The sequence below is a fragment of the Rhizobium sp. BK212 genome (assembly GCF_014197475.1).
GTDB classification, from domain to species: Bacteria; Pseudomonadota; Alphaproteobacteria; order Rhizobiales; family Rhizobiaceae; genus Rhizobium; species Rhizobium anhuiense.
On record NZ_JACIFS010000007.1, the window covers coordinates 35,856 to 62,381 of the forward strand.

Sequence of the window (26,526 nt, forward strand, 5' to 3'; positions counted from 1 at the left end):
CTACGCCATCCTGATTTGCGACGGGTTTGGCGATTGCCGGGCAGGCTTCCGATCTCCGGAACTGCCAAGGCGCGCCAAGCCCGTCGCATCGAAGCAAGGTAGTTCCATGCAGACAGTCTTCAGCATAGCCGTCGATGCCTTTGCCTACGGCATGGTGCTCTTCGTGATATCGATTGGCCTTTCCGTCACCATGGGGCTGATGCGTGTCGTCAACCTCGCCCATGGCGCCTTCGCGATGATCGGGGGCTATATCGCCTCCTATGTCGCCCGCGATCTCGGCCTTGGTTATGCCGTGGCGGTTCTCGCCGCCGTTGCGATCACCATCATCGTCGCAATCCCGGTCGAGCGTTTCCTCTACCGCCGGATCTATGGCGCGCCCGAGTTGACCCAGGTGCTGATGACGATCGGCCTCACCTTCTGCATCATCGGCATCGCAAACTACCTGATGGGGCCGACGCTGAAGACCATACCGCTGCCTGGTGCATTGCAGGGATCGGCCGATCTCGGCTTCCGCACCATTCCCGTTCACCGGCTCTTCGTCATCCTCTGTGGCCTGGCCGTTGCACTCGCCCTCTGGTTTGCGATCGACAGGACGAGCTTCGGCGTCAAGCTGCGCGCCTCCGTCGATGATGCGGCGATGGCTGCAGCGCTCGGCGTGCGCACCGAGATCATCTATGCGGTGAGCTTTGCCGTTGCCGTCGGGCTTGCCGCGTTCGGCGGCGTGGTCGGCGCCGAACTCCTGCCGGTCGAACCCTATTACGCGCTGCGCTATATGGTCACCTTCCTGGTCGTCGTCTCCGTCGGCGGCGCGGGTTCCATTCCGGGCGCGCTGATCGCCTGCCTGTTGCTCGGCGCGATCGATACGACCGGGCGGTATCTGATGCCTGAATTCGGCGAATTCTTCTTCTATCTCGCCGTGATCGCGATCATCTGCGTCTTCCCGCGCGGCCTTGCCGGAAGGGCGAAATGAGATGGCACTTGTGATCAACAACGAAAACGGACGTCTCCAGCATCGGCGCGGCACCATCGGCCGGGATCTCGCCGGAATAGCGGTCATGGCAGCCATTGCCGCGATCGGCTATTTCACCTTCCCCGATAATCTCGCCCTTCTGACCCGGATGATCACGATCGCGCTGCTCGTCCTGTCGCTCGATCTCGTGACCGGTTATTGCGGCGTCGCAACGCTCGGCCATGCAGCACTTTTCGGCTCCGGCGCCTATGCCGCCGGGATCCTGTCGGCACATTACGGCATCAATGATCCGCTGCTGATGATGTTGGCCGGCATAACAGGCGGCGCGGTTGCCGGGCTCTTCTGCGGCGCAATCATCCTGCGTGCGCATGGCTTGCCGCAGCTCGTGCTGTCAATTGCGCTCATCAACCTCTTCCATGAATTCGCCAACAAGGCGTCGTCATGGACAGGCGGCAGCGATGGGCTTTCCGGCATCGCGCCGGATCCGGTCTTCGGCCTCTTCGAATTCGACCTTTACGGACATACCGCCTTCTTCTTCGGAATGGCGCTGCTGCTGATCGTCTTCGTGCTGCTGCGGTTCCTGGTCCGCTCACCCTTCGGCATGCTCTGCCGCGCCATCAAGCAGGACCCGCTGCGCGTTCGCGCCATGGGCGCTTCGCCTAAGGCCGCTCTCATCAGGATGTATGGAATCTCGGGCGCGGTTGCCGGTGTCGGCGGCGCCTTGAATGCGATCTCGACACAGGTCGTCGGCCTGGACAGCCTGTCTTTCACCCAATCTGCCGAAGCGCTTGTCATGCTGGTGCTCGGCGGCACCGGTTCTCTCTTCGGCGCGCTCTCCGGCACTGTCATCTTCATGCTCTTTGAAGATTATGTCTCGGCCGCCAATCCCTTTCATTGGCTGACGATGGTCGGCGCGCTGCTGATCGCCGTCGTGCTCTTTGCGCCGAAAGGCCTCTATGGCACAGCTGCGGCCTTCATTGGACGTCGCACGGAGCAACGCTCATGAGCCCCGTCTTCGAAGTCGCCAATCTCAGGAAAGCCTTCGGCGGCCTTGCCGTCACCAACGATGTATCGCTCGCAATGTCGCCAGGCGATCGCATCGCGTTGATCGGCCCGAACGGCGCCGGCAAGACCACCTTCGTCAACCTCGTGACCGGCAATCTGTCGCCCGATTCCGGCGAGGTTCGCCTCGGCGGCGAAAGGGTGACGAAAGTCGATGCGATCGGCAGGGTCAAGCGCGGCCTTGTCCGCTCCTTTCAGGTGACACGGCTTTTCCAGGAGATGACGCCAGCCGAGCATGTGGGGCTTGCCGTCCTCCAACGCGACGGAAAGACCGGCCATATGTTCGGAAATTTCCTGCGTATGCCTGACGTCATGGCGGAAGTCGACGATCTCTTGGGAAAGCTCGGATTGGCTTTGCTGATGCATCGAAAGGTCAGCGAGATCGCCTATGGCCAGCAGCGGCTTCTCGAGATCGCCGTGGCACTGGCGCTGAGACCGAAGGTGCTGCTGCTCGACGAGCCGGCCGCCGGCGTGCCGCAGAGCGATACCGGCCGCATCGAGCAGGCGCTTGCCGATCTGCCCGCCGATCTCGCCGTGCTGATGATTGAACACGACATGGACCTCGTCTTCCGTTTTGCAAAACGCGTCATCGTGCTTGCATCAGGCGCAATCATCTTCGACGGCCTGCCTGAAGACGTCACCAAGGATCCGCGCGTGCGCGAGGCCTATCTCGGGAGCTATGCCAATGCCAGCCATATCGCTTGAGGTCGAAAATCTGTCGGCGGGATATGGGCCGACGAGAGTGCTCGAAGGCATTTCCCTCTCCGTGCCGGCGGGCGCACGGCTGGCCGTGCTCGGCCGCAACGGCATGGGCAAGACCACGCTCTTGGCAACGCTTGCCGGCCAGACCAAGCGCTACGAGGGCAGCATCCGCCTCGGCGGTTCGGATGTCACCACGGCAGCCAGCGCGACACGGGCGCATAAGGGCCTGGGATATGTGCCGCAGACGCGCTGCGTCTTCCCGACGCTGACGGTCGAAGAGAACCTTTTCGTCGGCTTGAAGACGCGGCCGAGGACGGCGCTGGAGGAAGCCTATGCCATGTTCCCGCGTCTGAAGGAGCGCCGCCGCAACCTCGGCAGCCAACTCTCGGGCGGCGAGCAACAGATGCTCTCGACGGCCCGCACCATTCTCGGCCGCCCCTCCGTCCTGTTGCTCGACGAACCGCTGGAGGGCCTCGCCCCCGTTATCTGCGAGGAATTGATGGCTGCCTTTGCCGAACTCGCCAAGACGGGAGACATGACGATCCTCCTGGTCGAACAGCGTATCCAGAGCGCGCTCGATTTCGCCGATCAGGTCGTCATTCTCGAACGAGGGCGACTGGCCTGGGCGGGATCGCCGGAGCGCCTCACCAGCGATCACGAGGCTGTCGAGAGCCTACTCGGGGTCGGCGGCCTGCATTGACGCACGGCCGGAGCGGCCGATCAATCCCTCGTCCTGTCTTCACCGTTGTGCCGGACAGACAGAGCAATTCATCCAGTATATCGTCATTATGACGTCATCGTTGGCCTGCCATTATTATACTGCCTGGAACGTCTTGTGCTGGCGAAAATGGCAATCGTCTGAAGAGGCGGGAAATGCTCCGATCGACGAGGCAGAAGCAGAGCGAGACAGGCGTAAAAGCTTGGATCATAGGCAGAATCTGCGTCGATTGTGCCTTTTTTACTTGGAAGCTGGAGCAATAGCCGGTTGATTTATCCGATGCTTCATCGATTTCCGTTGTCAACACACTCGATAAAGTTGCACACTGGAACAGCAGATCAAACGGGGGATAGAAATGGCAAACCACAAGCCGGTCGCAGGTGACGTATACCAGCCTATTTTCAACATCGACAACCCGATCGACGGCAACATCCTGGACAACACCAGTTCCACGGATGCCGATGGAGATCGGGTGCGCCTCAACTTCGTGAATGGACAGCGAATTCCGCAACCGGCCGATCCGGATGGACCCGCCACGACGACGACCATCGAGGGAAAATACGGCACGCTGACCGTCTATTCCAACGGCAACTACACGTACGAACTCGATCACTCCAACCCGATCGTGGCCGCGCTCGGCCCAGGAGATCAACTCGCCGACCAGTTCAATTTCAAGATCTCGGATGGCAAAGGCGCCACCGACTTCGGCCTGCTCAATATCGCGGTCGACCTGCCGGAACGCGGCGACGTCTTCGTTAACTTCGAGGATGTCGGCAAACACGACTTCCCTACAGGCTATAAAGGTTTCGATTGGGGCGCCTGGTACGATGGTGACGACGCGACTGTGCGGGAGGAGGCGGATGGCAACCATTATTTGGGAGGAGGCGTGTTCTGGACACCCATCCAAGCCGCCGATGGCGGTGACTTTCAGATCGAGCAATTCAGTGTCGCAAACGGCACATCGGACTATGACAACGTTCTAACGATCGAAGGCAAGTTGAACGGCGATACCGTATTCTTGGTCACGGTCAACGTCACCGCCGACAGCATTCATGACCCGCAAATGATCGATCTCAGCGCCTACGGCCCGATCGACTATCTCATACTCGACACCGAACCCGTGATCACCGAAACGAGCGGCCCGGATTATTATGGTGCGCAATACGACAACTTCCATTTCATTGTTTGACGGATGGGGAAAGAGGCATCGTATCGCCGAAATCTTTGCATCCTCGCCAAGCGCTCTCTGCTGTCGCTATCTGATACCAATATCTTGCGATACCTGACCGAGTTGCGTCTTGCTAGCATAGGATCGTGCGAGGAGGCACGGTTATGCTGGGATGGAGGAATTGATGCAGCCAGTCGGGATCAGGTTAGCGGCAGTCATGTTCTCGCTTGCCGTATGGGCTATTATTATCGCTGTCGCATCCCATTTTTGGGCGACGAAGATGCCTGTATTGCTTTTGACGCTTTACAGATAGGTCTGTCCTCGGCGTTGGCGGCTGCAGACCAGGGGCAACTGGTTTTCCCCTCGCCGCGACATCTGGCGCTGCTACCAACGTGCTACCACGGCCTTCGGAACCGGCTCAAAATCGAGCCGCAAAAATCGCTATTTCTGCAATAAGGAGATGGTAGCGGAGGAGGGATTTGAACCCCCGACACAAGGATTATGATTCCTCTGCTCTGACCTACTGAGCTACTCCGCCACTGGTCAACGATACCCGCTCGCGAAGCGATGCCGGTTCGTGGGATGAGCGGCTTATAAGGTGCGCTTCGGCTTTGTGTCAAGCGCATGATCGAGAAAAACGGTGGGCTTTATAGGGCGCCGTTTCCTCTGGCTTTCAGGCGGCGACGGGGCCGGCCAAAAGGGCCTTCAGCGAAGCTTCCGCCGACGGTTCGCGCTCGGAGCGCTCGATGAAGCCGCCGCCGAAGACGCGGGCGTTGTCGCCGGGGGCGGAATAAAGCGCGCAGGCCTGGCCGGGCGCGATGCCTGCCTCGCCGACCGTCAGGTCGACATAGGTGCCGGTCGCATCGACATGCAGCACGGCAGGTGCCGGCGCCCTCGTCGAGCGGACTTTGGCGTAGCAGGCAAAGCCTTCGCCGGAAGCGGCTTCCGCAAGCGTCTCGTCGCCCAGCCAGTTGACATCGCGCAGGTAGACGCGGTGCGTTTCCAGCGCCTCTTTCGGCCCGACGATGACGCGGCGCGAACGGGCGTCGAGAAAGACGACGTAGAGCGGCTCGCCGGTGGCGATGCCGATGCCGCGGCGCTGACCAATGGTGAAATGCAGGATACCCTCATGGGTCCCGAGCACGCGGCCATCGAGATGGACGATCTCACCGGCCAGCGCCGCATTCGGCTTCAGCTTGGTGATGATGTCGGAATATTTGCCCTGCGGCACGAAGCAGATGTCCTGGCTGTCGGCCTTCTTGGCGACGACGAGGCCCATTTCTTCGGCGAGCCTGCGGGTCTCGGCCTTCGGCAGGCCGCCCAAGGGAAAGCGCAGATAGTCGATCTGTTCCTGCGTCGTGGCGAAGAGGAAATAGCTCTGGTCGCGGTCGGCATCGGCCGGGCGGAACAGCGCGCGGCGGCCGGGATTCTCGGGCGAAGGGTTCGGGCCCGAGCGGATATAGTGGCCGGTCGCCAGCGCATCGGCGCCGAGCTCCTTGGCCGTCGCCAGCAGATCGGCGAATTTGACGGTCTGGTTGCAGGACACGCAGGGGATCGGCGTTTCGCCCGCCACATAGCTTTCGGCGAAGGGATTGATTACCGTCTCGCGAAAACGCTTTTCGTAATCGAGCACATAATGCGGGATGCCGAGCGTTTCGCAAACGCGGCGTGCATCGTCGATATCCTGGCCGGCGCAGCAGGAGCCGGCGCGGTGAACGGCGGCGCCATGATCGTAAAGCTGAAGTGTGATGCCGAGCACATCGTAACCCTGCTGTTTGAGAAGGCCGGCGACGACGGATGAATCGACGCCGCCCGACATGGCGACGACGACACGAGTCTCTTCCGGCTTCTTATCAAAATCCAGTGTGTTCAACGATGATGCCAATTCTGCTTGGGTCACGATCCGCCCTTGCGCTGCAATTGCGGCGGATTTGCTGATCTCCGGCGGGATCGGCCGCCGTCTCTCGATGAGGGACCGATATAGAAAGGATTGTCCTTGGACGCAAGGGGCGGGCATTCGGACGCCCGATAGTTTCGAATTCGCGTGGAAAAGAAGGCGCAGCCAAAGCCGCGCCTCGGAAGCGGGGGGTGCGGCTCAGGTGCCGATCAGCTTGTTGCAGGCGAATGCGATACCCGGATTGACGATGATGGCAGTCACGAGCGCCAGTCCGATCATCGAGAATGAATAGCGTTTCATATACATCCTCCTTCCAGCCCACGAGAATTATGCCGGTTCGGCCGCCGTTCTCAAAATAACGAATGCTTGATGGTCTCAAGCGGCATGCCTGCTCCTCGGACGGCTGAACCCAGCTCCCGCGCAAGCACCGCCGTTTGTCACCCGCGTGAGGAAGCGGCCTTCAGCGCGTGGCCGTGGATCAGCACCTCTGCCTCGTGCTGCGGCATCGGCCGGCCAAGCAGATAGCCCTGCACCTCGCGGAAACCTTCGGCGCGCAGCTTCTGCAACTGCTCTTCGGTCTCGATCCCCTCGGCCAGCGTCGTTGCGTTGAAACCGGAACCGATACCGACGACGGCGCGCACGATGGCAAGATTGCCGGCATCCGTCTCGATGCCTGAAACGAAGCTGCGATCGAGCTTGATCTTGTCGAAGGGGAAAGCCCTGAGATAGCTCAGCGACGAATAACCCGTACCGAAATCGTCGATGGCGATGCGGATCCCAAGCTCCTTCAGCGCCCGCAGCAGCGGCAGGCTTTGGTCGGCATCGGTCAGGAAGACGGATTCGGTGATTTCGATTTCAAGCCGGTCGGCATTCAGCCCCGTTTCGTTGAGCGCCGCGACTACGGTCGAAAGCAGGCTCGCATGCCGGAACTGGCTGACGGAGAGATTGACGGCGATCCTGAGATGGGTGGGCCAGCCGGCGGCGGCACGACAGGCTTCCCGGATCACCCAGTCGCCGATCGGTACGATGAGGCCGGTCTCCTCGGCGAGCGGAATGAAATCCATCGGCGCCACCAGGCCGCGCTTGGGATGGCGCCAGCGGATCAGCGCCTCGAAGCCGGCGATGCCGTCATTGTCTAGCTGCACGATCGGCTGGTAATGCAGCTCGAACTGGCGCTTCTCCAGCGCCTCCCACAGCTCTGCGGTCATCACATGCCGCCGCTCGGCGGCAAGCCGCATCTCCGTCTCGTAAAAGCGATAGGTCGAGCGCCCGCTCTCCTTGGCGGCATAGAGCGCCAGATCCGCGTGGCGCATCAGCACATCCGCGTCGCCGGCATGATCCGGCGCCAAGGCGATGCCGATGCTGCAGGTGGCATGCTCCCGGGCGCCGTCGAGATCGAAGGCATGGCTAAGCGTCTGCAGCAACCGCTGTGCAAAACGCCCGACCCGCTCAGGCTCGCCGAGTTCGAGCACAATGGCGAACTCATCGCCGCCGAGACGGGCAACGAGATCGCCCTCCTCCGCCAATTGCAGCAGACGCTCCGACACCTGGCAAAGCAGAGCGTCGCCGGCGGCATGTCCCTTGCTGTCGTTGATATGCTTGAAATGATCGATGTCGATATAGAGCAGCGCGATCGGGCTCTCTGTCGTCGCTTCGGCCACGCGCTTATCGATATGTTCAGAAAATGCTGCCCGGTTCGGTAAGCCGGTCAGGGCATCATGCATAGCAAGATGGGCAAGCTTTGCCTCGATGGCACGCTCCTCCGTGACATCTTGCGAAATGCCAAGCAGATAGCGCGGCGCACGGCCCTCCGGCGCCGGCAGGACGCGTTTGACGGTGCGCAGGATGCGTTGCGCTCCGTCAGGACGCAGCATCGTCTCTTCGAAGCTGATCGTCCTCTTGGCTTCCAAGGCCCGGCGATCCTGCTCACGGAAAGCGTCTGTCTGGCCGGCGGCAAACAGCGCCCGGTCGGTTCGGCCGGCCACATCCCGCGCCTTCATGCCGACGATGTCGCCGCAGGCCTCGTTGAAGAGAATGTAAAGCCCGTCCGCTTCCATGTCCTTGACGAAGACCCCGACCGGCAGATTGTCGACAATGCTGTCGAGAAGCGAGCGTGTATCGCTCATCTGGCGCCTGGCGGCGTTGACCTCGGTGCGGTCCTGCACGATTGCCAGGATCGCCTCCCGTCCCTCGAAACGCACTTCACGGCCATAGGTCAGCACCTCGAAGGTCTCGCCGTTCGCCTTGAGATGAAGCCAGCGCTCCGCCTTTTCCATGTCGGTACGGCCGTTGACGGCCTCGATCATCCGTTCCCGCTCATGCTGGGGGCGGATATCCAGAACCGTCATGCGCCGGTATTCGTCCGCGCCATAGCCGTAAAGGGCTACCGCCGCTTCGTTGACGCTGAGAAACCGCAGCGATACCGGATCATAGACCCACATCGGCGATGGGTGCGTTGCAAACAATGACCGGAAGTCATCGTTCAGTGCCTCGATCTGCTCGGTCTTCTGCAAAGGGGCCATGGGAATTCACGCGCGGTTGATGCCGATGGCAGGGTATACTGAGAAAAGTTAAATAAAATCAGAATCATACTCGGCCTAAACTTTAGGCTTCCGCCTGTGAAACGAGCAAATGGCGCTCTGCGTAATCTTCAATAAAATAATTTGGATGCCCCGGAACAATTGCGTCGATCGTGCGTTCCGGGTCATCGATGTCGCATTGCTGAGGAGGGTTTCATGGGCAGGTTCGGCACGACGACGGATTACAGCAGGATCAGGCATTGGATCGAGGCGCGTGGCGGCCATCCCGCCCGTATCAAGAACGCACCGGATAGCGAAACCGTTCGCGTCGATTTTTCCTCTGAAACGCAGGAAGAGATTTCCTGGGACGAATTCTACGAGGGTCTGGACGGCAGCCGGCTTGCCTTCCTTCACCGCACGAAGGCTGAAGACGATATCGCCCGTTTCGGCAAGATCGTCCGCCGAAAACGCCGGCCGCACTGAGATCCATTCGATTCCGACACAACAAAAACCCGGCGCCGTTTCCCGCGCCGGGTTTTTGTTGTCATTCTTGCCGGATCGAGATCCCGAAGAGGAACTCAGTCGATGTTGAAAGTGAGCAGCTTTGCCTGGCGGATCGCCTGATGGGCCGTCAGTTGCGCAAGCACGGCGTCGTCAACCTCGCCGTCGACATAGAGCAGCGCAATGGCGTCGCCGCCCTGCTTGTCACGACCGAGCTGGAAGTTGGCGATGTTGACGCCGGCCGCTCCGAGCGTCGTGCCAATGAAGCCGATCATGCCTGGGACGTCGGTATTGGTGATATAGATCATGTGCGAGCCGACATCGGCATCGAGGTTGATGCCCTTGATCTGGATGAAGCGCGGCTTGCCATCCGAAAACACCGTGCCGGCGACCGAGCGCGTCATGCTTTCGGTCGTCACCGTCAGCTTGATGTAACCGTCGAATACACCCGTCTTGTCGCGCTTGACCTCGGACAGCACGACACCCTTTTCCTTGACCATGATCGGTGCCGAAACCATGTTGACGTCGGCGACCTGCGGCCGGATGAGGCCGGCGAGCACGGCACTCGTCAGCGCCCGCGTGTTCATGTTGGCGGTGATGCCGTCATAAAGGATTTCGATTTCCTTGATCGGCTCTTCGGTGACCTGGCCGACAAAGGCGCCGAGAACGTCGGCAAGGCGGATGAAGGGCTTCAGGATCGGCGCTTCCTCAGCCGTGATCGACGGCATGTTGATGGCGTTGGAGACCGCACCATTGACGAGGTAATCGGCCATCTGTTCGGCCACCTGCAGAGCGACGTTCTCCTGCGCTTCGGTCGTTGAGGCGCCGAGATGCGGCGTGCAGACGACGTTCGGCAGGCCGAAGAGTGGGCTTTCCTTGGCGGGCTCGACCTCGAACACGTCGAAGGCGGCACCCGCGACATGGCCCGACTTGATCGCTTCGGCAAGCGCTGCCTCATCGACCAGGCCGCCGCGGGCGCAGTTGATGATGCGCACGCCGGGCTTGGTCTTTGCCAGTGCTTCCTTGTTGAGGATGCCGCGCGTCTTGTCGGTCATCGGCACATGCAGCGTGATGAAATCGGCGCGGGCGAAAAGCTCTTCCAGCTCGACCTTGGTGACGCCCATCTCCTCGCCGCGCTCCTTGGAAAGGAACGGGTCGTAGGCGACGACGTGCATCTTCAGGCCGATGGCGCGGGCACAGACGATCGAGCCGATATTGCCGGCGCCGATGACGCCGAGCGTCTTGCCGGTGATCTCGACACCCATGAACTTCGACTTCTCCCACTTGCCGGCCTGCGTCGAGGTATCGGCGGCCGGAAGCTGGCGGGCGACGGCGAACATCAGCGCAATCGCGTGTTCGGCTGTCGTGATCGAGTTGCCGAAGGGCGTGTTCATGACGATGATGCCGCGGCGCGAGGCGGCCGGGATATCGACATTGTCGACGCCGATACCGGCGCGGCCGACCACCTTGAGGTTTTTCGCCCCTTCGATGATCTTTTCCGTCACCTTGGTGGCGGAGCGGATAGCCAGGCCATCGTACTTGCCGATGACTTCGAGCAGACGGTCCTTGTCCTTGCCGAGCTGCGGTTCGAAATCGACTTCGACGCCACGGTCGCGAAAGATCTGGACGGCGGTTTCCGACAATTCGTCGGATACGAGAACGCGAGGTGCCATGAGGGCCTCCTTCAAAAGTGTTCAGCGATGAATGAAATCAGAAATGCTGGGCTCCGCCGCCTTGTGGCGGAGCCGGATGCGATCACCTCAGGCGGCGGCCTGAGCGAGCTGCGCCTTCTGGGTTTCGAAGGCCCAGGAAAGCCATGGCATGAGCTTCTGCATGTCGGATGCCTCGATCGTGGCGCCGGCCCAGATGCGCAGGCCGGACGGCGCGTCGCGGTAATGGCCGACATCGTAAGCGACGCCTTCCTTTTCCAGGAGGCCGACCAGACCCTTGGCGAAATTCGCCTGACCGTCGTCATCGAGGGCTGCGATGTCCTTGTCGACGATCTTCAGGCAGACGGAGGTGTTGGAGGCGGTTTCCGCCTTGACGGCGAGATTGGCGATCCAGTCGTTTGCCGCGACGAAATCGTGGATGACCTTGGCATTGGCATCGGCGCGCGCAATCAGCGCCTTGAGACCGCCGAGACCCTTGGCCCAGACGAGCGCATCGATATAGTCCTCGACGCAGAGCATCGACGGCGTGTTGATCGTCTCGCCCTGGAAGATGCCTTCCGTCAGCTTGCCGCCCGAGGTCATGCGGAAGATCTTCGGCAGCGGCCAGGCCGGCGTGTAGGTGACGAGGCGCTCGACGGCGCGCGGCGAAAGAATGATGACGCCGTGTGCGCCCTCGCCGCCCAGAACCTTCTGCCAGGAGAAGGTGACGACGTCGAGCTTGGCGAAATCGAGTTCTTGGGCGAAAGCCGCCGAGGTGGCGTCGCAGATCGTCAGGCCCTTGCGGTCGGCAGGAATGAAATCGGCGTTCGGCACGCGCACGCCCGAGGTGGTGCCGTTCCAGGTGAAGACCACGTCGCGGTCAAAATCGACGGTCGCGAGATCGGGAAGCTCGCCGTAACCGGCTTCGAGCTTGCGCACATCCTTGAGCTTCAACTGCTTGACGACATCGGTGACCCAGCCGGCGCCGAAGCTTTCCCAGGCGAGCATATCGACGCCGCGTTCGCCGAGCAGCGACCAGAGCGCCATTTCGACGGCGCCGGTATCGGAAGCCGGGACGATGCCGATGCGGTAATCTGCCGGCACTTCGAGAATTTCACGGGTAAGGTCGATGGCCTGCTTCAGCTTGGTCTTGCCGACCTTCGCGCGGTGCGAACGGCCAAGGGCCGCGTCGGAAAGGGCTTCGAGCGACCAACCGGGACGCTTCGAGCAAGGGCCAGAAGAAAAATGAGTATTGTGCGGACGGATGTCCGGCTTTGCGGTCTTCGCCATGATGCTATCCTCTCAGATAGAAAGCCCTTCGTTGGGGAAGGGTGTCCCGCCGCCGTGTGTATGGATCGGACGCGTCATAGTCAAGATGGAAATGTCGCAGAGAGAGGATATTTTGACGCAGGAGAGGTGGCGAAAATGAAAAAGCCGCCCGGAGCGAGGGCGGCTTTCTGATCTGGTGGCTGGATCGAACTTATTTGTAGACCGGCTGCTGCAGCGGAATTTCCGGCGGCGGCTCATAGCTCGCTTGGGCGCATCCGCCGAAGAGATAACGGGCGCCGACGCGGGCTTCATGGGCGCTGAGGCCCTTGTCACGGCCCGGGCCGCCATTGTCCGAATAGCCGAACATGTTGCCGCCGTCGATATGCAGGTAACGGTAACCGACATCGGCCTTGATGTTGCAGGTGACGTCGATCGAGGCGCCGGCCATGAGCGCGTATGTGAAGCGCCAGTTGCCTTTGCCGCCATGGGTGACCTCGTCGTCGCAGAAGCTGCCGTCATCGGCGCAGGCAACGTTGCGCAGGTTCTTCCACTTGACGTAGGAACCGCCGATACCGGCGCCGACATAAGGCGTGACATAGCCGTAGGTGCCGAGATCAACGTAAGCGTTGGCGAGCAATGTGTAGGCGGTTAGCGAGGAGCGGTCGCTCGAGGTGCAATCCACCAGCGGGAAGCCGCACTGTCCGACCGTCGAACCGTGGAAATCCGCCTGCGTGAGATAGTCGAAGGTCAGGTCGGTGCGCAGATAGCTGTTGATCTGATAACCGACACCACCGCCGACCGTCCATGCGTCGTCCAGGTCGGCACGGTCGAAATCGACCTCCGTCGCATTGCTGCCCTGGAAATAGCGGGCGCCACGCAGATCGGTGAAGGCATAACCGACATCGCCGCGCAAGTACCAGCCCGTCGCTTCGCTGACCGCCACCTCCGGCGGCTGCTCCGGGATCGGCTCGGCAGGGGCGAGGTCCGCGGAATAGGCGTTTGTCGCGATCAACAATGCGGCGAAAATGCCGGACAAGCTTCTTTTCATGGATCCCACTCCAAAATCCCGTTGCGTCGGCAGGCTCAGTCGCTGCCAATCTGATACGCTTCGGATGGATAATGAATGGGAAACGTTAAAAGCTACTTAACCACGATTATTTACTTTGATGCCGAGGCATTACGGCGGCCCGAGCATAGATCAGTTTGGATCGTGGGGAGCGGCTTGCCAGTAACCGGCTCACGATAGCGGGCATGCACAACGAAAAAGCCGGCGCTGACGCACCGGCTTTTTCGTTATTCTTTCCGCATTTTATCAGGCGGCAGTCCGGACGTTCGAGATCGTGCCGATCAGCTCGTTGACGATGCGTTCGATCTGGGCACGGTCGTCGCCCTCGGCCATGACACGGATCAACGGCTCAGTGCCCGAGGGGCGGATGACGAGGCGGCCGTTCCTGGCAAGCTCGGCTTCGGCATCGGCGATCGCCTTCTGCACCTGGATATCCTCCAGCGGCTTGCCGCCGCTGATGCGGACATTGCGCAGGAGCTGCGGCACCGGCTCGAAACGGCGGCAGACTTCGCTGACGGTCCGGCCGGTGCGCTTGACCGCAGCCAGGATCTGCAGAGCAGCGACGAGACCATCGCCGGTCGTGCCGTAATCCGACAGCACGATATGACCGGACTGCTCGCCGCCGACATTGTAATTATTCTGGCGCATATGCTCGACGACATAGCGGTCGCCGACTTTCGTGCGGGCAAGCGCCATGCCGCGGTCGTCGAGGAAGCGCTCGAGGCCGAGGTTGGACATCACGGTGGCGACGATGCCATTGCCGCGCAACTGCTGGCTCTCGGCCCAGCTCTCGGCGATGACCGCCATGAGCTGATCGCCGTCGACGATCGAACCGTTTTCGTCGATGATGATGACGCGATCCGCATCGCCGTCGAGGGCGATACCGATATCGGCACGAACCTCGTCCACCTTCTTCTGCAGCGCGACGGGGCTGGTGGAGCCGCAATTGAGATTGATATTGGTGCCGTTCGGCTCGTTGCCGATGGTGACGACGTCAGCACCGAGCTCCCAGAGCACGGCGGGCGCCACCTTATAGGCGGCGCCATTGGCGCAGTCGATCGCAATCCTCAAACCCTGCAGCGTCACATCACGCGGCAAGGTGCGCTTGGCATGTTCGATATAGCGGTCATGCACGCCGTCAACGCGCTTGGCGCGGCCGATATCATCGGATTTGGCGAGCTGCGCGTTCAGGTCCTTTTCGAGCAGATCCTCGATCTCGGCCTCGATATCGTCGGAAAGCTTATAACCGTCGGGGCCAAAGAGCTTGATGCCGTTATCCTCGTACGGATTGTGCGAGGCCGAAATCATCACACCGATATCGCAGCGCAGCGAGCGCGTCAGCATGGCGACGGCAGGCGTCGGGATCGGGCCGAGAATAAAGGCATCGAGGCCTGCGGCGGTAAAGCCTGCGACCATGGCATTCTCAAGCATATAGCCGGAAAGGCGCGTATCCTTGCCGATGACGACTCGGTGGCGGTGGTTGCCGCGGCGGAAGATCGTGCCGGCGGCGATGCCGACCCGCATGGCGAGATCCGGCGTCATCGGGAAGACGTTGGATTGGCCGCGAATGCCATCCGTACCGAAATAGCGTCTTTTCATCTGCACTCCTGTGCTCTCGGCGCGCCATTCAAGGCAGCGCATTCTTCCAAGCGAATCCGGCTTCAGTGAGATCTCGTCAATTCACGAGCGTGATTCATGCTTGCCTCAATTCAGCGGAATGCCACAAAATGCGGCGATCGGCACGTAAATTAGCAAGAAAAATGATTATATCCCGTTACCAATAGAAAAGGCCGGATCTCCCACTTCGGAAATCCGGCCTTGTTCGAGTTGGTCGACGCAGTTAATGCGGCTGCGGTTCGAGACCGCCTTCTGGCTCGTCACCCTTGGTGGCGGGCCGGGCGCCGGCCTTCGGAACGGCCGAGCCGCGGCTTGGCGGCGAATCATCGCCGAGATCGCGGGAAGGCTTCTCGCCGCGGATCAACGCCTTTATCTCTTCGCCGGTCAGGGTCTCGTATTCGAGCAGACCTTCAGCAAGGGCGACGAATTCGTCGTGCTTTTCCGTCAGGATCGTGCGGGCCTGCGTATAGGCTTCGTCGATCAGGCGGCGCACTTCATTGTCGATCTTCTGCGCGGTTGCCTCCGAAACATTCTTCGACTGCGAAACCGAGTGGCCGAGGAAGACTTCCTGCTGGTTCTCGCCATAGGCGACCTGACCGAGCTGATCGGAGAAGCCCCACTGCGTGACCATGGCGCGGGCAAGCTTGGTCGCCTGCTCGATGTCGGAGGAGGCACCTGAGGTGATGTTCTCCTTGCCGAAGGTGAGCTCCTCGGCGACACGGCCGCCCATCATGATGCAGAGGCGCGAAACCATCCACTTGTAGCTCATCGAGTAGCGATCGCCCTCGGGAAGCTGCATGACCATGCCGAGCGCACGGCCGCGCGGAATGATCGTCGCCTTGTGCAGCGGATCGGCGACGGCGACATTGAGCGCGGTAATGGCGTGTCCAGCCTCATGGTAAGCGGTGAGCTTCTTTTCCGCCTCGGTCATCGCCGAAGAACGGCGCTCAGCGCCCATCATGATCTTGTCCTTGGCGTCTTCGAATTCCTGCATGGTGACGACGCGCTTGTTGCGGCGGGCGGCCATGAGGGCGGCTTCGTTGACCAGGTTCATCAGGTCAGCGCCGGAGAAACCGGGCGTGCCGCGGGCGAGAACCTTGAGATCGACATTCGGCGCCAGCGGAACGTTGCGGGCATGCACCTTGAGGATACGCTCGCGGCCGACGATGTCGGGGTTCGGCACCACGACCTGACGGTCGAAACGGCCGGGACGCAGCAGCGCCGGATCGAGAACGTCGGGACGGTTGGTGGCGGCGATCAGGATCACGCCCTCATTCGCCTCGAAGCCATCCATCTCAACCAGCAACTGGTTCAGCGTCTGCTCGCGTTCATCGTTGCCGCCGCCGAGACCGGCGCCGCGATGGCGACCGACGGCATCGATTTCGTCGATGAAGATGATGCAGGGCGCATTCTTCTTGGCCTGCTCGAACATATCGCGCACGCGGCTTGCGCCGACGCCGACGAACATTTCGACGAAGTCAGAGCCCGAAATGGTGAAGAAGGGCACGTTGGCTTCGCCGGCGACCGAGCGGGCGAGCAGTGTCTTGCCGGTACCCGGAGGGCCGACGAGCAGCACGCCGCGCGGAATCTTGCCGCCGAGACGCTGGAATTTCTGCGGATCACGCAGGAATTCGACGATTTCCTCGAGATCCTGCTTGGCCTCGTCGACACCGGCGACGTCTTCGAAAGTCACGCGGCCATGCGCTTCGGTCAAAAGCTTGGCCTTCGACTTGCCAAAGCCCATCGCGCCGCGCGAGCCGCCCTGCATCTGCCGCATGAAGAACAGCCAGACGCCGAGAATCAGAAGCATCGGCAAAAGCGTGCCGAGATAGCTGAGGAAACCCGAAGAGCCGTCCGTTTCAGGACGGGCGGAAACCAGGACATTCTTCGACTGCAGGCGATCGAGCAGACTGTCGTCGATCACAGGCGAATAGGTCTGGAAGGTGGTGCCATTTTCAACATAGCTTCCGGAGACACGGTTGCCCGTGACCACGACTTCCTTCACGCGGCCCGCATCGACCTCACGCAGAAACTGCGAATAAGGGATTTCGCGGGAGCCCGTCTGCGCCGGCGCCGTCTGAAACATACTGAAAAGGGCGATCAGCAGAAGCGCGATGATCGCCCACAAGGCGAAATTACGTAAGTTAGGGTTCATTGAACTCCCCAGCACTGGAACAGCCGCCTCATGGCGACCGTCTTATTCGTTTCTAACATAGGGTTGCGCCGTGCCGTTGCCAAGGCGACGCCCCATGTCAGATGGTTTTTCCGTCAATACTTCTTAAAGGCAGCCTCGCATAGGGCGCCGTCGCGAAAACCGCCGAAAGCCTGTTGGCAAAGATGAAATCAAATCGTGTCAAAAAGCGGTCGAACGGCGCGGAATAAGGCGTGAGGCGCACCCGGCCGGCCAAATTGTCGGAAAAAATAATGTCAGCCATTGGCAGAACGACCGGCAACGCAGCAGTTGCGCGCTTCAATGCCGCTTTTGGCAGGGTATCGTCCCATCTCACCGCAATGCTGTGCTCGTCGTAGGAACCCGATCGGCGGGACTCTGTGGTCGAGGAACACTCTTCTTCACGCTTTGGTGACCCAGCCGCACCCGTTCTTGCATTCATCCCGGCCGCCTCGATCCTGACGCCGAACGGGGAATTGTTCACAACCTCGAAACGTCCATCCCAGACGCTGCGCTCACCCGGCTGCAATGACAGCGGGAGGATGCCGCGGCTTTCGCGGGCGAGATAGAGCCCGCTACGTCTGAGATCGAACACCACCCTGCCCGCCGTCATCCGCCCTGCCTTGGCCGCTGCGATAAAGGCGAGAATGCCGTCCATCTGCTTGCCGCCCGGTGGAAAATCCCGGCCGCCGAAAACGGCGGCAAGACGGCCAAGCGCGTAATTCAATACAGCTGCTTCGGCCCTCAGGCCGTCGGGAGAGATATGACCAAGCACACCGCCATGCAGCCGGAAATGCAGATCGAGCCAAGCGGCTGCATCTGCCGCGAGCAAAAGACGTTGCCCTTCGGTCTCCGCCCCTGCCTTGGAAGCCACCTCCTCCGCGAGCCGCTGGCGCATGCGCACCCGCTCATAGGTCACATCCTCGTTGCTCGGATCGTCGAGCCAGGAAATGCCACGTGTCTTCAGATAAGCGCGGATATCTGCCCGCCGACTGCCGAGCAGCGGCCGCAGAATCCAGATATGACGGTCGAACAGCACCGCATCGGCGATGCCGGTCGAAACCTGTTCGGAGCGCAGACCCCGCATGGCAAGCGTTTCGCGCTGGTCGTCGAAGGTGTGGCCGGTGACGATGAGATCGGCTTTGAAATTTTTGGCGGCGGCTTCCAGCAGGTCATAACGAGCCTCGCGGGCCGCAGCCATCATGCCGGTTTTCGGCTTGTCGCCCTGCCAGATCAGGATGGTGTGGGGAATGCCGAGCGATGCGCACAGCGCTGCGACCTCGCGCGCCTCGTCTGCGGAGCCGGAGCGCAGCGCATGATCGACGGTCGCGGCGCAAAGGGAAATCTTGAGATCGGGTGCGGCCTTTAGGGCTTCATCGAGAAGAAAAAGCAGGCCGGTGGAATCGCTGCCGCCCGAGATCGCGACAAGGATGCGCGCGGGGCTTTGAAGCGAGGTGAGAAACTGGAGGATCGCCTGTTGCGGCGATGAGGCTTCCGGAGACATGCCGGAAGACCTTAGCAGGCGAGGCGCTTCTGTTCGCTCGCAACCTTGCTTATGACCGCACGCGAGGCCTTGGGATAACGCTTCGAGACTTCGCGCAGTGTGGCGCATGCCGTCTCGGTATTGTCGAGGGCGGCGAGCGACATGCCGAGCTTCAACAGCATTTCCGGCGCCTTTTCGGATGTGCCGTATTTCTGGTGCGCGTTGAGGAAAGTCTTGGCCGCCTCATTGTACTTGCCCTGCGAATAGAGCGCTTCGCCGAGCCAGAAATTGGCGTCCGCCGCCCGCGCGCTGCTCGGGTAGCGGGTGATGTACTGCGTGAATTCCTGCTCGGCCGTGCTGTAATCGCCCGATAACACGTGGCCATAAGCGGCCTTGTACTGGTCCGCCTCGCTGCCGAGCGAGGCGGTCTGCTGCGGCGTCCCGGGATTGGCATCGGGAATCGGGCCGGAGCCGATGGTGGCGTTTTCATCCATGGTTTCGCCGACCGGATTGCCGTTCTGATCGAAATCGATCGAGCCGAGCTCCTTCGGTGGCTGGCCGAGGCCGGTATTGGCAGGCACATTGGTGGAGGGAGCCGTTTCGGCTCCCTGCGGTGCTTGAATCACCTTGGCGATGTCGTCGCCGCCGGAAGCAGCCGGCGCGACATCAGTCTCACTCTTCTTGACCGGAGCCTTGGCGGCACCGCCGCCGCCCGTCTTTTCCAGCTGCTGGAAGCGGAATTCATTGTCTTCCTGCTGCTTGCGGATCGTCTCCTGCATCTGCAGAAGCTGAAAGCTCATCTCTTCGATCCGGCCGTTCAACTGCCGCAGTTGCTCTTCGAGCTGCTGCACACGGACCTCCGCGTCGCCGCTCTGCACCTTGACAACAGGTGGCGCCGCCTGGTTTTCCGCGGATCGGCCGCCAAGATGCAGCCCGAAAAACGAAGCGGAATAGGCCGCTCGTTCGCTCCCGGTCACAGCCGCGAGGCACAGCATGCCTGCCACGACAAGTTTCTTCATATGTATCGTCCTGTCCCAGTGATTCTTCGCACCTCGATGGCACGAACAGGAGATTTTTCCAATTGCTTTCAAAAAGCAACGGAGTCTGGCCAAAGTGTGGTCAAAAAGAAAAGGCGGCCCCTGATGGGACCGCCCGTCGAAAAAGCGAATTGTTGCCGGAAGTTACATACCGGCGCCGCCGAGCACGGTAACCGCGCGGCGGTTCTGCGACCAGCAGGAAATGTCGTCGCAGACGGCGACCGGCCGTTCCTTGCCGTAAGAGATCGTCTTCAGGCGCTGCGCCGGGACGCCGCGCGAAGCGAGGTAATCCTTGGCGGCAGCCGCACGGCGGGCGCCGAGCGCGAGGTTGTATTCGCGCGTGCCGCGTTCGTCAGCATGGCCTTCAACGGTGATCTGGTAGTTCGGGTAGCGGGCGAGCCACTGGGCCTGACGGTCGAGCGTCTGCGAAGCATCGGCGCGGATCGACGAGGAGTCGGTGTCGAAGAAGATGCGGTCGCCGACATTGACCGTGAAGTCCTGGGCAGAGCCCGGCGTTGCAGCCCCACCAGCACCGGTGCCGAGGCCGAGGTCGCCGGCGCTGTTCGGCGGCTTCTTGGCGCAGCTTGCGAGCGCAAGGCCGGCGATAAGCGCGATCATGACGGGGTTGCGGGCGAAATTCTGCATGCGGCTCATTGCCGGGGTATGAATTCGGCTCATGGCCGGTCTCCTTGCGATTTCATCAGGGTTTCCGGACAGTAACCGCACTCGGTTAACCGCCCCTCAAAGATTATGGTTAACGATTTACTGATTTGTCCCGTAGTCGCCCGGTTTCCATGACTTTGAGGCGACATGAAGGCAGCACCACATCGCCTACTCCAGAAGCGGCGACCAGGCCGGGTCTGAACCGTAGGTCGGCGTCTTGACCAACTGCTCGTTGTAACCGGTCAGATCGATCGAATAGAGCTGCGGGCCGCCGGACCCCGCCGCCTGGCGGAAGAACATCAGAACGCGGCCGTTTGGCGCCCAGGTCGGGCCCTCGTTGTGGAAGCCCGTCGTCAGGATGCGCTCGCCCGAGCCGTCCGGCTTCATCACGCCGATCGAGAACTTGCCACCGGCCTGCTTGGTGAAGGCGATCAGATCGCCCCGCGGCGACCAGACCGGCGTCGAATAGGAACCGTCGCCGAAGGAAATGCGCGTCTGGCCGGAACCGTCGGCATTCATCACGTAGATCTGCGGCTTTCCGCCGCGGTCGCTTTCGAAGCTGACACGCGCACCGTCGGGTGAATAGGAGGGCGAGGTGTCGATAGCAGCCGTCGAGGTCAACCGTGTCGTCGTGCGCGAGCGCAGGTCCATCGTGTAGATGTTGGAATTGCCTTCCTGCTGCAGGCTCATGATCACCTTCTGCCCATCCGGCGAAAAGCGCGGCGAGAAGGTCATGCCGGGGAAATTGCCGACGACCTCACGCTGCCCGGTTTCGAGCTGCAGCAGATAGACCCGCGGCTGCTGGTTGGCAAAGGACATGTAGGTGACTTCCTGCCGGTTCGGCGAGAAGCGCGGCGTCAGCACGAGATCACTCCCATCGGTCAACATGCGCACGTTGAACCCGTCCTGGTCCATGATCGCCAGCTGGCGTTTGCGCTGCTGCTTGGTGCCGGATTCGGAAACGAAGACGACTCGGGTGTCGAAATAACCCTCCTCGCCGGTGATCTGCTTGTAGATCGCATCGGCAATGATGTGGGCCACGCGGCGCCAGTTCTCCGGCTGGGTGTAAAACTGCTGCCCGGTCATCTGCTGCCCGGCAAACGTGTCCCAGAGACGGAATTCGGCACGAAGGCGACCATCGGCTTCCTGGGTAACGCGGCCAGTCACCAGCGCCTGGGCATTGATGACCTTCCAGTCTTCGAAGCGCGGCGACGCATCCGGATTGGAGATCTTCTCGATAAAGGCCGTCTTGCTGATCGGTGCAAACAACCCGGAACGCTGAAGATCTGCGGCGATGACCTGCGAGACCTGCGCACCCATGTCGCCCTGAAGGAAGTCAGTCACCGCAATCGGCAGCGGCTGCACATTGCCCTTGTTGATGTTGATTTCGACGAGAGCATTTGCAGGCGAGGCGAACGCCGCAATGGTCATGAGACCCGCAGCGACCGCAATAGCGCGGATGAAGGAAAACTTGTTCATGGAGTAAAGGCCTTTCAGCATTTAAATTCCTAGATCGCTGGGATCGAAGTTGACCACGACTTCGTTCCAGGCATCATATTTGTCTTTCGGAAGCGACGAGAAGGGTGCCGATTTCATGATGGCGCGATAGGCCCCCCCGGCCAGCGCCCGTCGAGTGGATTCATTGTCACCACCGACCGCCTCTACGTCGGGTTCGCCGACGATATTGCCGTCCTGATCAAGCTTCATATGCACCTTAATGCGTACGTCGCTCATGCCTTCCATGCCAGGAATAACCGACCAGTTGCCAGCGATGGCGCTCTTCAGCGCATCCATCTCGCTCAAAGATAGCTTGGAGCCACCGTTGCTCTTCTTCGCACCGAGCGATGCCTCCTGCGTCGAGCGCTTGGCGCCACCGGCGGAAGGGTCCGTCTTGTTCAGCAACGCCGCAACCTCGTCGGCATTGAAATCGCTTTTCATCGATGAGGCGGATTTCGCCGTCTCCTGCTTCTGATCCGACTTCTTCTTTTCGGTCGGTATTTCGGCGGCCTTCGGCTGGTCCTGGGTCTTTTCCGGTGGCTTTTCTGCGGGTTTCTGTGGTTCCGGCGGCTTCACCTGCGGCTTGGCAACAGGGGTCGGCACATTGTCCGGCAATGCTTCCGCATCCGGCTTCGGCGGTTCCTCGGGCTTGGCCTGCTCCTCAGGTGGCTTTTCTTCCGGCTTCGGCGGCGTCACTTCGACCGGCTTCGGCGGCGGAATGGAGGCGACCTCCTTCGGCTGCTCGACTTCCGTTTCCTCCTTGACGATGTCCTTGACATCGTTTGGGACAGGATCGGTCTTAGGCATCGGCTTTTCGCTCGAATTCGCTGCCGCAGCCTCGGTGGTGCTCGGCTTGGCATTCGGGACCGGCGGCGTCTTCAGGTCGACATTGTTGTCGCCGGCATTCTCGGCCGGCTGTGCGATCGGTGGCCGCGTCGTCGGCACGGGCGCGGAAGTCTCCTTCTTCGGAGCCTTCTTATCGCCCTGCTGCATCTGGGTGATGGATTCCACCGGCACGAGATCGACCGGCATAGCCTCGAAATCCTCCACCTTGAAGGATTCCGGGGCACTGAGCGACACCATCGCCCAGGTGAGCACCAGGCCATGCAAAACAGCAGATGTGATGACACTGGCCTTCATTTTGAGCGCTATTGGTCCTTCTTCTGCTGCGTCACGAGGCCGATATTCTTGAAGCCTGCGCCCTGAATACGGGCCATGACGTCGGCGATGACGCCATAAGGCGCGGTCGCGTCGCCGCGCACGAAGATACGTTCGTTATAACCGGTGGTGGCGATCGCCTCGAGCTTGGCGGCGATCTCCGCAGCCGGGATCGGCGTTTCCTGCAGGAACACCTCGCCGTCGTTCTTGACGGAGATGGTGATCGGCTGCGTCTCGGAATTCAGCGCCTTGGCCTGCGTTTCCGGCAGGTCGATCGGCACGCCGACGGTCATCATCGGTGCCGCGACCATGAAGATGATTAGAAGCACGAGCATGACGTCGACGAGCGGCGTCACGTTGATTTCGGAGATCACGGCCCTGTTCCGACCGCCGCGACGGCGGCGTCCGCCGCCCCCGCCGCCATTGCCTCCAACAGCCATACCCATGTCAGAATACTCCGTTGGTTACTGAGCGGCAGCGCGCGGCTGCAGCTTCTCGTCGATCTGGCGCGAAAGTATGGCGGAGAATTCATCCGCGAAACCTTCCATGCGGCCCGAAAGCTTGCCGGCATCGGCAGAGAACTTGTTGTAGGCGATAACCGCCGGGATAGCGGCGACAAGGCCGATCGCCGTGGCAAGCAGCGCTTCGGCGATGCCGGGCGCGACGACCGCAAGGTTGGTCGACTTCGAACCGGCGATCGCCTGGAATGAGGTCATGATGCCGACGACCGTGCCGAAGAGACCGATGAACGGACCGGCCGAGCCGATGGTTGCGAGCGATCCGAGGCGGGCGCCGAGATATTCGGTCTCACGGGCGAGCGTGACGTCCATCGCGCGGTCGATGCGCATCTGCAGGCCGATCGGCGAGCGGGCGCCGCGTTCGAAGGATTTCTTCCACTCCCGCATGGCCGCCACGAAGATCGCAGCCAGCCCGGTATTGTTGCGTTCCGACAGCGAACGGTAGAGTTCTTCCAGCGATTGGCCCGACCAGAAGACCTGCTCGAACTTGTCGAACTGGCGCCGTGCGCGGCCATAAGCCAGGTATTTGTCGATGACGATCGCCCACGTCCACACCGAGGCCGCGATGAGCCCGAGCATGACGAGCTTGACGACGATGCCGGCCTGCATGAAAAGCGACCAGAGGCTGACGTCCGCCGTTGCTGCTGCCAATCCTACTTGTTCCATTGATCCAAAATCCCCGAATCCAAACGCCCGGTGCTAGACCGGGCGGCACAAAGTGATCTCGCAAGAAGTGTTCCGGCGGCCGCCGCCCAAAGCCCTGGTCAAACTTCCAAGCTCATCTTCCGCCTTCTTGCCGTCAAATTTGGTCAAAGGAAGGCGTGCACCGCACAAACTCTGACTTTCCCAGTAAGACACTATTATGGTTAATAGATCGTTAGTGCCGGACTGTGACAGTAAGCCTGGTTTTGGAAGATTTTCGTCCATGGATTACTTGACCGGAGCAAGGTCCGGCTGCCGAAAGAGCGCTCATCCTGCGGCGCGAGAATTCCTTCACATAAAGTTCAAGTTTTGACAAGCCTGAAATCTGGGCGATTCGTGGCTATAGCGGCGTGCTGCCTTCCAGGAATTTCGCCGCCAGTGTTTCCGGCAGTCGCCTCGGGCGCCCCCGAGCGTTGATGACGGCGATGATCACCTTGGCGGCGATCAGCAGCGTCTCGCCGGAGCGGATTTGCTGATTGAGCACCATCTTGGCGCCGCCGGCCTTTTCCGTGTGCGTCAGGATCGTCAGCACATCATCCATGCGCGCCGGGCTCTTGAAGTCGATCTCCATGCGGTGGACGACGAAAACGAGGCCCTCCTCATCGGCGCTGACCAGCTCGCGCTGCTCGACGCCGAGGCAGCGCAGATAGTCGGTGCGGCCGCGCTCCAGGAAATGCAGGTAACGGGCGTGATAGACCAGGCCGGAGAAGTCCGTATCTTCATAATAGACCCGCTGGACGAGGCGATGTCCCGCCTCCGTCAACTCTCCCGAAATGGAAAAAGGGCGTTCCGTCATAATTTTCTCCAAACTGAGGTGCCCTCTTTGGCGCAACGCTTCAAGACAGGCAAGCATTGAATGCCCGGCAGGCAGGCATTGAATGATTGTCATAATTCCTAACTATTCCCGATAATGAGCGACCGATCAGGAGACGATGTGATGAAGATTGCGGTTATGGGCGGAGACGGTTTCATTGGTTGGCCAACGTCGCTGCATCTCTCCGATGCCGGGCATGACATTCATATCCTCGACAACCTCTCACGCCGCTGGATCGACACCGAACTTGGCGTTCAGTCGCTGACCCCGATGGATTCGATCCAGGAGCGCACCCGCATCTGGCATGCCGAAACCGGACGCCGCATCCACTTCAATCTGATCGATCTCGCCAGGGATTACGAACTTCTGAAGAACTGGCTTTCCGAACACCGCCCGGACGCCGTCATCCATTTCGCCGAACAGCGGGCCGCGCCCTACTCGATGAAAAGCGACCGCCACAAGAACTACACCGTCAACAACAATGTCAGCGCCACGCATAACCTGCTGAACGCGCTGACGGAACTTAACCTGGACGCCCATCTCATCCATCTCGGCACCATGGGCGTCTACGGCTATTCGACGGTCGGCGCGGCGATCCCCGAAGGTTACCTGCCGGTGGGCATCGAAACCACAGGCGGCGAGACGGCCAGCCAGGAGATCCTCTATCCCTCCAATCCCGGCTCGATCTATCACATGACCAAGTGCCTGGATCAGCTTCTCTTCCAGTTCTACGCCAAGAACGACGGCCTCAGGATCACCGATCTGCACCAGGGCATCGTCTGGGGCACACATACCGAGCAGACGCGCCGCCACGCGCAGCTCATCAACCGTTTCGACTATGACGGCGATTACGGCACGGTGCTGAACCGCTTCCTCATCCAGGCGGCGATCGGCTATCCGCTGACGGTGCACGGCACCGGCGGCCAGACCCGCGCCTTCATCCATATCCAGGATTCGGTGCGCTGCATCGAACTGGCGCTCGAGAACCCGCCGGCGCGCGGCGCGCGTGTCGAGATCTTCAACCAGATGACGGAAACCCACCGGGTACGCGACCTCGCCGAGATGATCGCCAGGATGAGCGGCGCCCAGATTGCCTGGCTGCCGAACCCGCGCAAGGAAGCCGCTGAAAACGATCTGATCGTCCGGAACGAAAAATTCCGCAATCTCGGCCTCGAGCCGATCACGCTGGAAGCGGGCCTGCTCGGCGAGATCGTCGACGTGGCGAAGAAATTCGCCTATCGCGTCGACCGCTCGCGCGTTCCGGCCGTCTCCGCCTGGACCAAGGACATCGCCGCGACGATCAATCACGATCCGGAAGGCAAGCGACTGAAGTCGGTTTCATGAGC

Annotated in this window: 22 protein-coding genes and 1 tRNA gene; 7 read left to right on the plus strand and 16 right to left on the minus strand. The window is 61.0% G+C overall.

Annotation, left to right across the window (positions count from 1 at the left end; genetic code table 11):
* The first annotated feature begins 106 nt into the window (after nt 1-106).
* The 5 genes from FHT79_RS21540 to FHT79_RS21560 all read left to right on the plus strand — a co-directional run bounded on the left by FHT79_RS21540 (nt 107) and on the right by FHT79_RS21560 (nt 4,641).
* Nucleotides 107-970: a branched-chain amino acid ABC transporter permease gene (locus FHT79_RS21540; RefSeq protein WP_183904067.1), complete on the plus strand. Its 864-nt coding sequence runs from the start codon at nt 107-109 to the stop codon at nt 968-970.
* 1 nt (nt 971) lies between these two features.
* Complete coding sequence (locus tag FHT79_RS21545; protein WP_183904068.1) at nt 972-1,976, plus strand: branched-chain amino acid ABC transporter permease; 1,005 nt, start codon at nt 972-974, stop codon at nt 1,974-1,976.
* On the plus strand, nt 1,973-2,737 hold the full coding sequence (locus FHT79_RS21550) for an ABC transporter ATP-binding protein (RefSeq protein WP_183904069.1): 765 nt from the start codon (nt 1,973-1,975) through the stop codon (nt 2,735-2,737). Before FHT79_RS21545 ends, FHT79_RS21550 begins: the two co-directional genes overlap by 4 nt.
* A complete protein-coding gene (locus tag FHT79_RS21555; RefSeq protein WP_183904070.1) occupies nt 2,718-3,434 on the plus strand; it encodes an ABC transporter ATP-binding protein in 717 nt (238 codons plus the stop codon). Before FHT79_RS21550 ends, FHT79_RS21555 begins: the two co-directional genes overlap by 20 nt.
* A gap of 373 nt (nt 3,435-3,807) precedes the next feature.
* Nucleotides 3,808-4,641 (plus strand): VCBS domain-containing protein, encoded by an 834-nt coding sequence (locus FHT79_RS21560; protein ID WP_047616551.1) that lies wholly within the window; start codon nt 3,808-3,810, stop codon nt 4,639-4,641.
* A gap of 440 nt (nt 4,642-5,081) precedes the next feature.
* On the opposite strand, the gene FHT79_RS21565 is transcribed toward FHT79_RS21560, so the two are convergent.
* The 3 genes from FHT79_RS21565 to FHT79_RS21575 form a co-directional block, all read right to left on the minus strand.
* A tRNA-Met gene (locus FHT79_RS21565) sits at nt 5,082-5,158 on the minus strand.
* A 135-nt stretch (nt 5,159-5,293) separates the two neighbouring features.
* Nucleotides 5,294-6,493 carry a tRNA 2-thiouridine(34) synthase MnmA gene (gene mnmA, locus FHT79_RS21570; protein WP_047616548.1) on the minus strand — a complete coding sequence of 400 codons (1,200 nt, stop codon included), beginning with the start codon at nt 6,491-6,493 and terminating at the stop codon, nt 5,294-5,296.
* Between the two features lie 461 nt (nt 6,494-6,954).
* A complete protein-coding gene (locus tag FHT79_RS21575) occupies nt 6,955-9,039 on the minus strand; it encodes a bifunctional diguanylate cyclase/phosphodiesterase (protein WP_183904071.1) in 2,085 nt (694 codons plus the stop codon).
* 213 nt (nt 9,040-9,252) lie between these two features.
* Here FHT79_RS21575 and FHT79_RS21580 point away from each other — a divergent pair, with 213 nt between their 5' ends.
* The gene (locus FHT79_RS21580) at nt 9,253-9,519 is read left to right on the plus strand and encodes a hypothetical protein (protein WP_183904072.1); all 267 of its coding nucleotides are present in this window, start codon (nt 9,253-9,255) and stop codon (nt 9,517-9,519) included.
* 95 nt (nt 9,520-9,614) lie between these two features.
* Here FHT79_RS21580 and serA read toward each other — a convergent pair whose 3' ends face one another.
* The 13 genes from serA to ybgC form a co-directional block, all read right to left on the minus strand.
* On the minus strand, nt 9,615-11,210 hold the full coding sequence (gene serA / locus FHT79_RS21585; RefSeq protein ID WP_183904073.1) for a phosphoglycerate dehydrogenase: 1,596 nt from the start codon (nt 11,208-11,210) through the stop codon (nt 9,615-9,617).
* A gap of 87 nt (nt 11,211-11,297) precedes the next feature.
* Entirely contained in the window at nt 11,298-12,476 is a 1,179-nt protein-coding gene (locus FHT79_RS21590) for a phosphoserine transaminase (RefSeq protein ID WP_047616763.1), read from the minus strand.
* 190 nt (nt 12,477-12,666) lie between these two features.
* Nucleotides 12,667-13,503, minus strand: a complete 837-nt coding sequence (locus FHT79_RS21595) for an outer membrane protein (RefSeq protein ID WP_047616539.1) — start codon at nt 13,501-13,503, stop codon at nt 12,667-12,669.
* 264 nt (nt 13,504-13,767) lie between these two features.
* Nucleotides 13,768-15,120 carry a phosphoglucosamine mutase gene (gene glmM / locus FHT79_RS21600; RefSeq protein ID WP_047616623.1) on the minus strand — a complete coding sequence of 451 codons (1,353 nt, stop codon included), beginning with the start codon at nt 15,118-15,120 and terminating at the stop codon, nt 13,768-13,770.
* A gap of 241 nt (nt 15,121-15,361) precedes the next feature.
* Nucleotides 15,362-17,293, minus strand: a complete 1,932-nt coding sequence (gene ftsH, locus FHT79_RS21605; RefSeq protein ID WP_047616537.1) for an ATP-dependent zinc metalloprotease FtsH — start codon at nt 17,291-17,293, stop codon at nt 15,362-15,364.
* 97 nt (nt 17,294-17,390) lie between these two features.
* Complete coding sequence (gene tilS / locus FHT79_RS21610) at nt 17,391-18,812, minus strand: tRNA lysidine(34) synthetase TilS (RefSeq protein WP_183904074.1); 1,422 nt, start codon at nt 18,810-18,812, stop codon at nt 17,391-17,393.
* 11 nt (nt 18,813-18,823) lie between these two features.
* A complete protein-coding gene (gene ybgF, locus FHT79_RS21615) occupies nt 18,824-19,810 on the minus strand; it encodes a tol-pal system protein YbgF (protein WP_168332517.1) in 987 nt (328 codons plus the stop codon).
* A 162-nt stretch (nt 19,811-19,972) separates the two neighbouring features.
* Nucleotides 19,973-20,506: a peptidoglycan-associated lipoprotein Pal gene (pal, locus tag FHT79_RS21620; protein ID WP_018243435.1), complete on the minus strand. Its 534-nt coding sequence runs from the start codon at nt 20,504-20,506 to the stop codon at nt 19,973-19,975.
* Between the two features lie 153 nt (nt 20,507-20,659).
* A complete protein-coding gene (gene tolB / locus FHT79_RS21625; RefSeq protein ID WP_063475381.1) occupies nt 20,660-21,970 on the minus strand; it encodes a Tol-Pal system beta propeller repeat protein TolB in 1,311 nt (436 codons plus the stop codon).
* A 21-nt stretch (nt 21,971-21,991) separates the two neighbouring features.
* Complete coding sequence (locus FHT79_RS21630) at nt 21,992-23,128, minus strand: cell envelope integrity protein TolA (RefSeq protein WP_097543120.1); 1,137 nt, start codon at nt 23,126-23,128, stop codon at nt 21,992-21,994.
* An 8-nt stretch (nt 23,129-23,136) separates the two neighbouring features.
* Entirely contained in the window at nt 23,137-23,592 is a 456-nt protein-coding gene (gene tolR / locus FHT79_RS21635; protein WP_003542730.1) for a protein TolR, read from the minus strand.
* A gap of 18 nt (nt 23,593-23,610) precedes the next feature.
* Entirely contained in the window at nt 23,611-24,330 is a 720-nt protein-coding gene (gene tolQ, locus FHT79_RS21640; RefSeq protein WP_047616526.1) for a protein TolQ, read from the minus strand.
* A gap of 376 nt (nt 24,331-24,706) precedes the next feature.
* Nucleotides 24,707-25,162 carry a tol-pal system-associated acyl-CoA thioesterase gene (gene ybgC, locus FHT79_RS21645; protein WP_012485098.1) on the minus strand — a complete coding sequence of 152 codons (456 nt, stop codon included), beginning with the start codon at nt 25,160-25,162 and terminating at the stop codon, nt 24,707-24,709.
* A 141-nt stretch (nt 25,163-25,303) separates the two neighbouring features.
* Between ybgC and FHT79_RS21650 the strand changes: the two genes are divergently transcribed.
* On the plus strand, nt 25,304-26,524 hold the full coding sequence (locus FHT79_RS21650; protein WP_047616521.1) for an NAD-dependent epimerase/dehydratase family protein: 1,221 nt from the start codon (nt 25,304-25,306) through the stop codon (nt 26,522-26,524).
* The last annotated feature ends 2 nt before the right edge of the window (nt 26,525-26,526 follow it).

Excerpts from the sequence above, each read along its gene's own strand:
- FHT79_RS21540 (WP_183904067.1), top strand. The coding sequence starts at position 107 with ATGCAGACAGTCTTCAGCATAGCCGTCGATGCCTTTGCCTACGGCATG.
- FHT79_RS21545 (WP_183904068.1), top strand. The coding sequence starts at position 972 with ATGGCACTTGTGATCAACAACGAAAACGGACGTCTCCAGCATCGGCGC.
- FHT79_RS21550 (WP_183904069.1), top strand. The coding sequence starts at position 1,973 with ATGAGCCCCGTCTTCGAAGTCGCCAATCTCAGGAAAGCCTTCGGCGGC.
- FHT79_RS21555 (WP_183904070.1), top strand. The coding sequence starts at position 2,718 with ATGCCAGCCATATCGCTTGAGGTCGAAAATCTGTCGGCGGGATATGGG.
- FHT79_RS21560 (WP_047616551.1), top strand. The coding sequence starts at position 3,808 with ATGGCAAACCACAAGCCGGTCGCAGGTGACGTATACCAGCCTATTTTC.
- FHT79_RS21575 (WP_183904071.1), bottom strand. The coding sequence starts at position 9,039 with ATGGCCCCTTTGCAGAAGACCGAGCAGATCGAGGCACTGAACGATGAC.
- FHT79_RS21580 (WP_183904072.1), top strand. The coding sequence starts at position 9,253 with ATGGGCAGGTTCGGCACGACGACGGATTACAGCAGGATCAGGCATTGG.
- serA (WP_183904073.1), bottom strand. The coding sequence starts at position 11,210 with ATGGCACCTCGCGTTCTCGTATCCGACGAATTGTCGGAAACCGCCGTC.
- FHT79_RS21590 (WP_047616763.1), bottom strand. The coding sequence starts at position 12,476 with ATGGCGAAGACCGCAAAGCCGGACATCCGTCCGCACAATACTCATTTT.
- FHT79_RS21595 (WP_047616539.1), bottom strand. The coding sequence starts at position 13,503 with ATGAAAAGAAGCTTGTCCGGCATTTTCGCCGCATTGTTGATCGCGACA.
- glmM (WP_047616623.1), bottom strand. The coding sequence starts at position 15,120 with ATGAAAAGACGCTATTTCGGTACGGATGGCATTCGCGGCCAATCCAAC.
- ftsH (WP_047616537.1), bottom strand. The coding sequence starts at position 17,293 with ATGAACCCTAACTTACGTAATTTCGCCTTGTGGGCGATCATCGCGCTT.
- tilS (WP_183904074.1), bottom strand. The coding sequence starts at position 18,812 with ATGTCTCCGGAAGCCTCATCGCCGCAACAGGCGATCCTCCAGTTTCTC.
- ybgF (WP_168332517.1), bottom strand. The coding sequence starts at position 19,810 with ATGAAGAAACTTGTCGTGGCAGGCATGCTGTGCCTCGCGGCTGTGACC.
- pal (WP_018243435.1), bottom strand. The coding sequence starts at position 20,506 with ATGAGCCGAATTCATACCCCGGCAATGAGCCGCATGCAGAATTTCGCC.
- tolB (WP_063475381.1), bottom strand. The coding sequence starts at position 21,970 with ATGAACAAGTTTTCCTTCATCCGCGCTATTGCGGTCGCTGCGGGTCTC.
- FHT79_RS21630 (WP_097543120.1), bottom strand. The coding sequence starts at position 23,128 with ATGAAGGCCAGTGTCATCACATCTGCTGTTTTGCATGGCCTGGTGCTC.
- tolR (WP_003542730.1), bottom strand. The coding sequence starts at position 23,592 with ATGGGTATGGCTGTTGGAGGCAATGGCGGCGGGGGCGGCGGACGCCGC.
- tolQ (WP_047616526.1), bottom strand. The coding sequence starts at position 24,330 with ATGGAACAAGTAGGATTGGCAGCAGCAACGGCGGACGTCAGCCTCTGG.
- ybgC (WP_012485098.1), bottom strand. The coding sequence starts at position 25,162 with ATGACGGAACGCCCTTTTTCCATTTCGGGAGAGTTGACGGAGGCGGGA.
- FHT79_RS21650 (WP_047616521.1), top strand. The coding sequence starts at position 25,304 with ATGAAGATTGCGGTTATGGGCGGAGACGGTTTCATTGGTTGGCCAACG.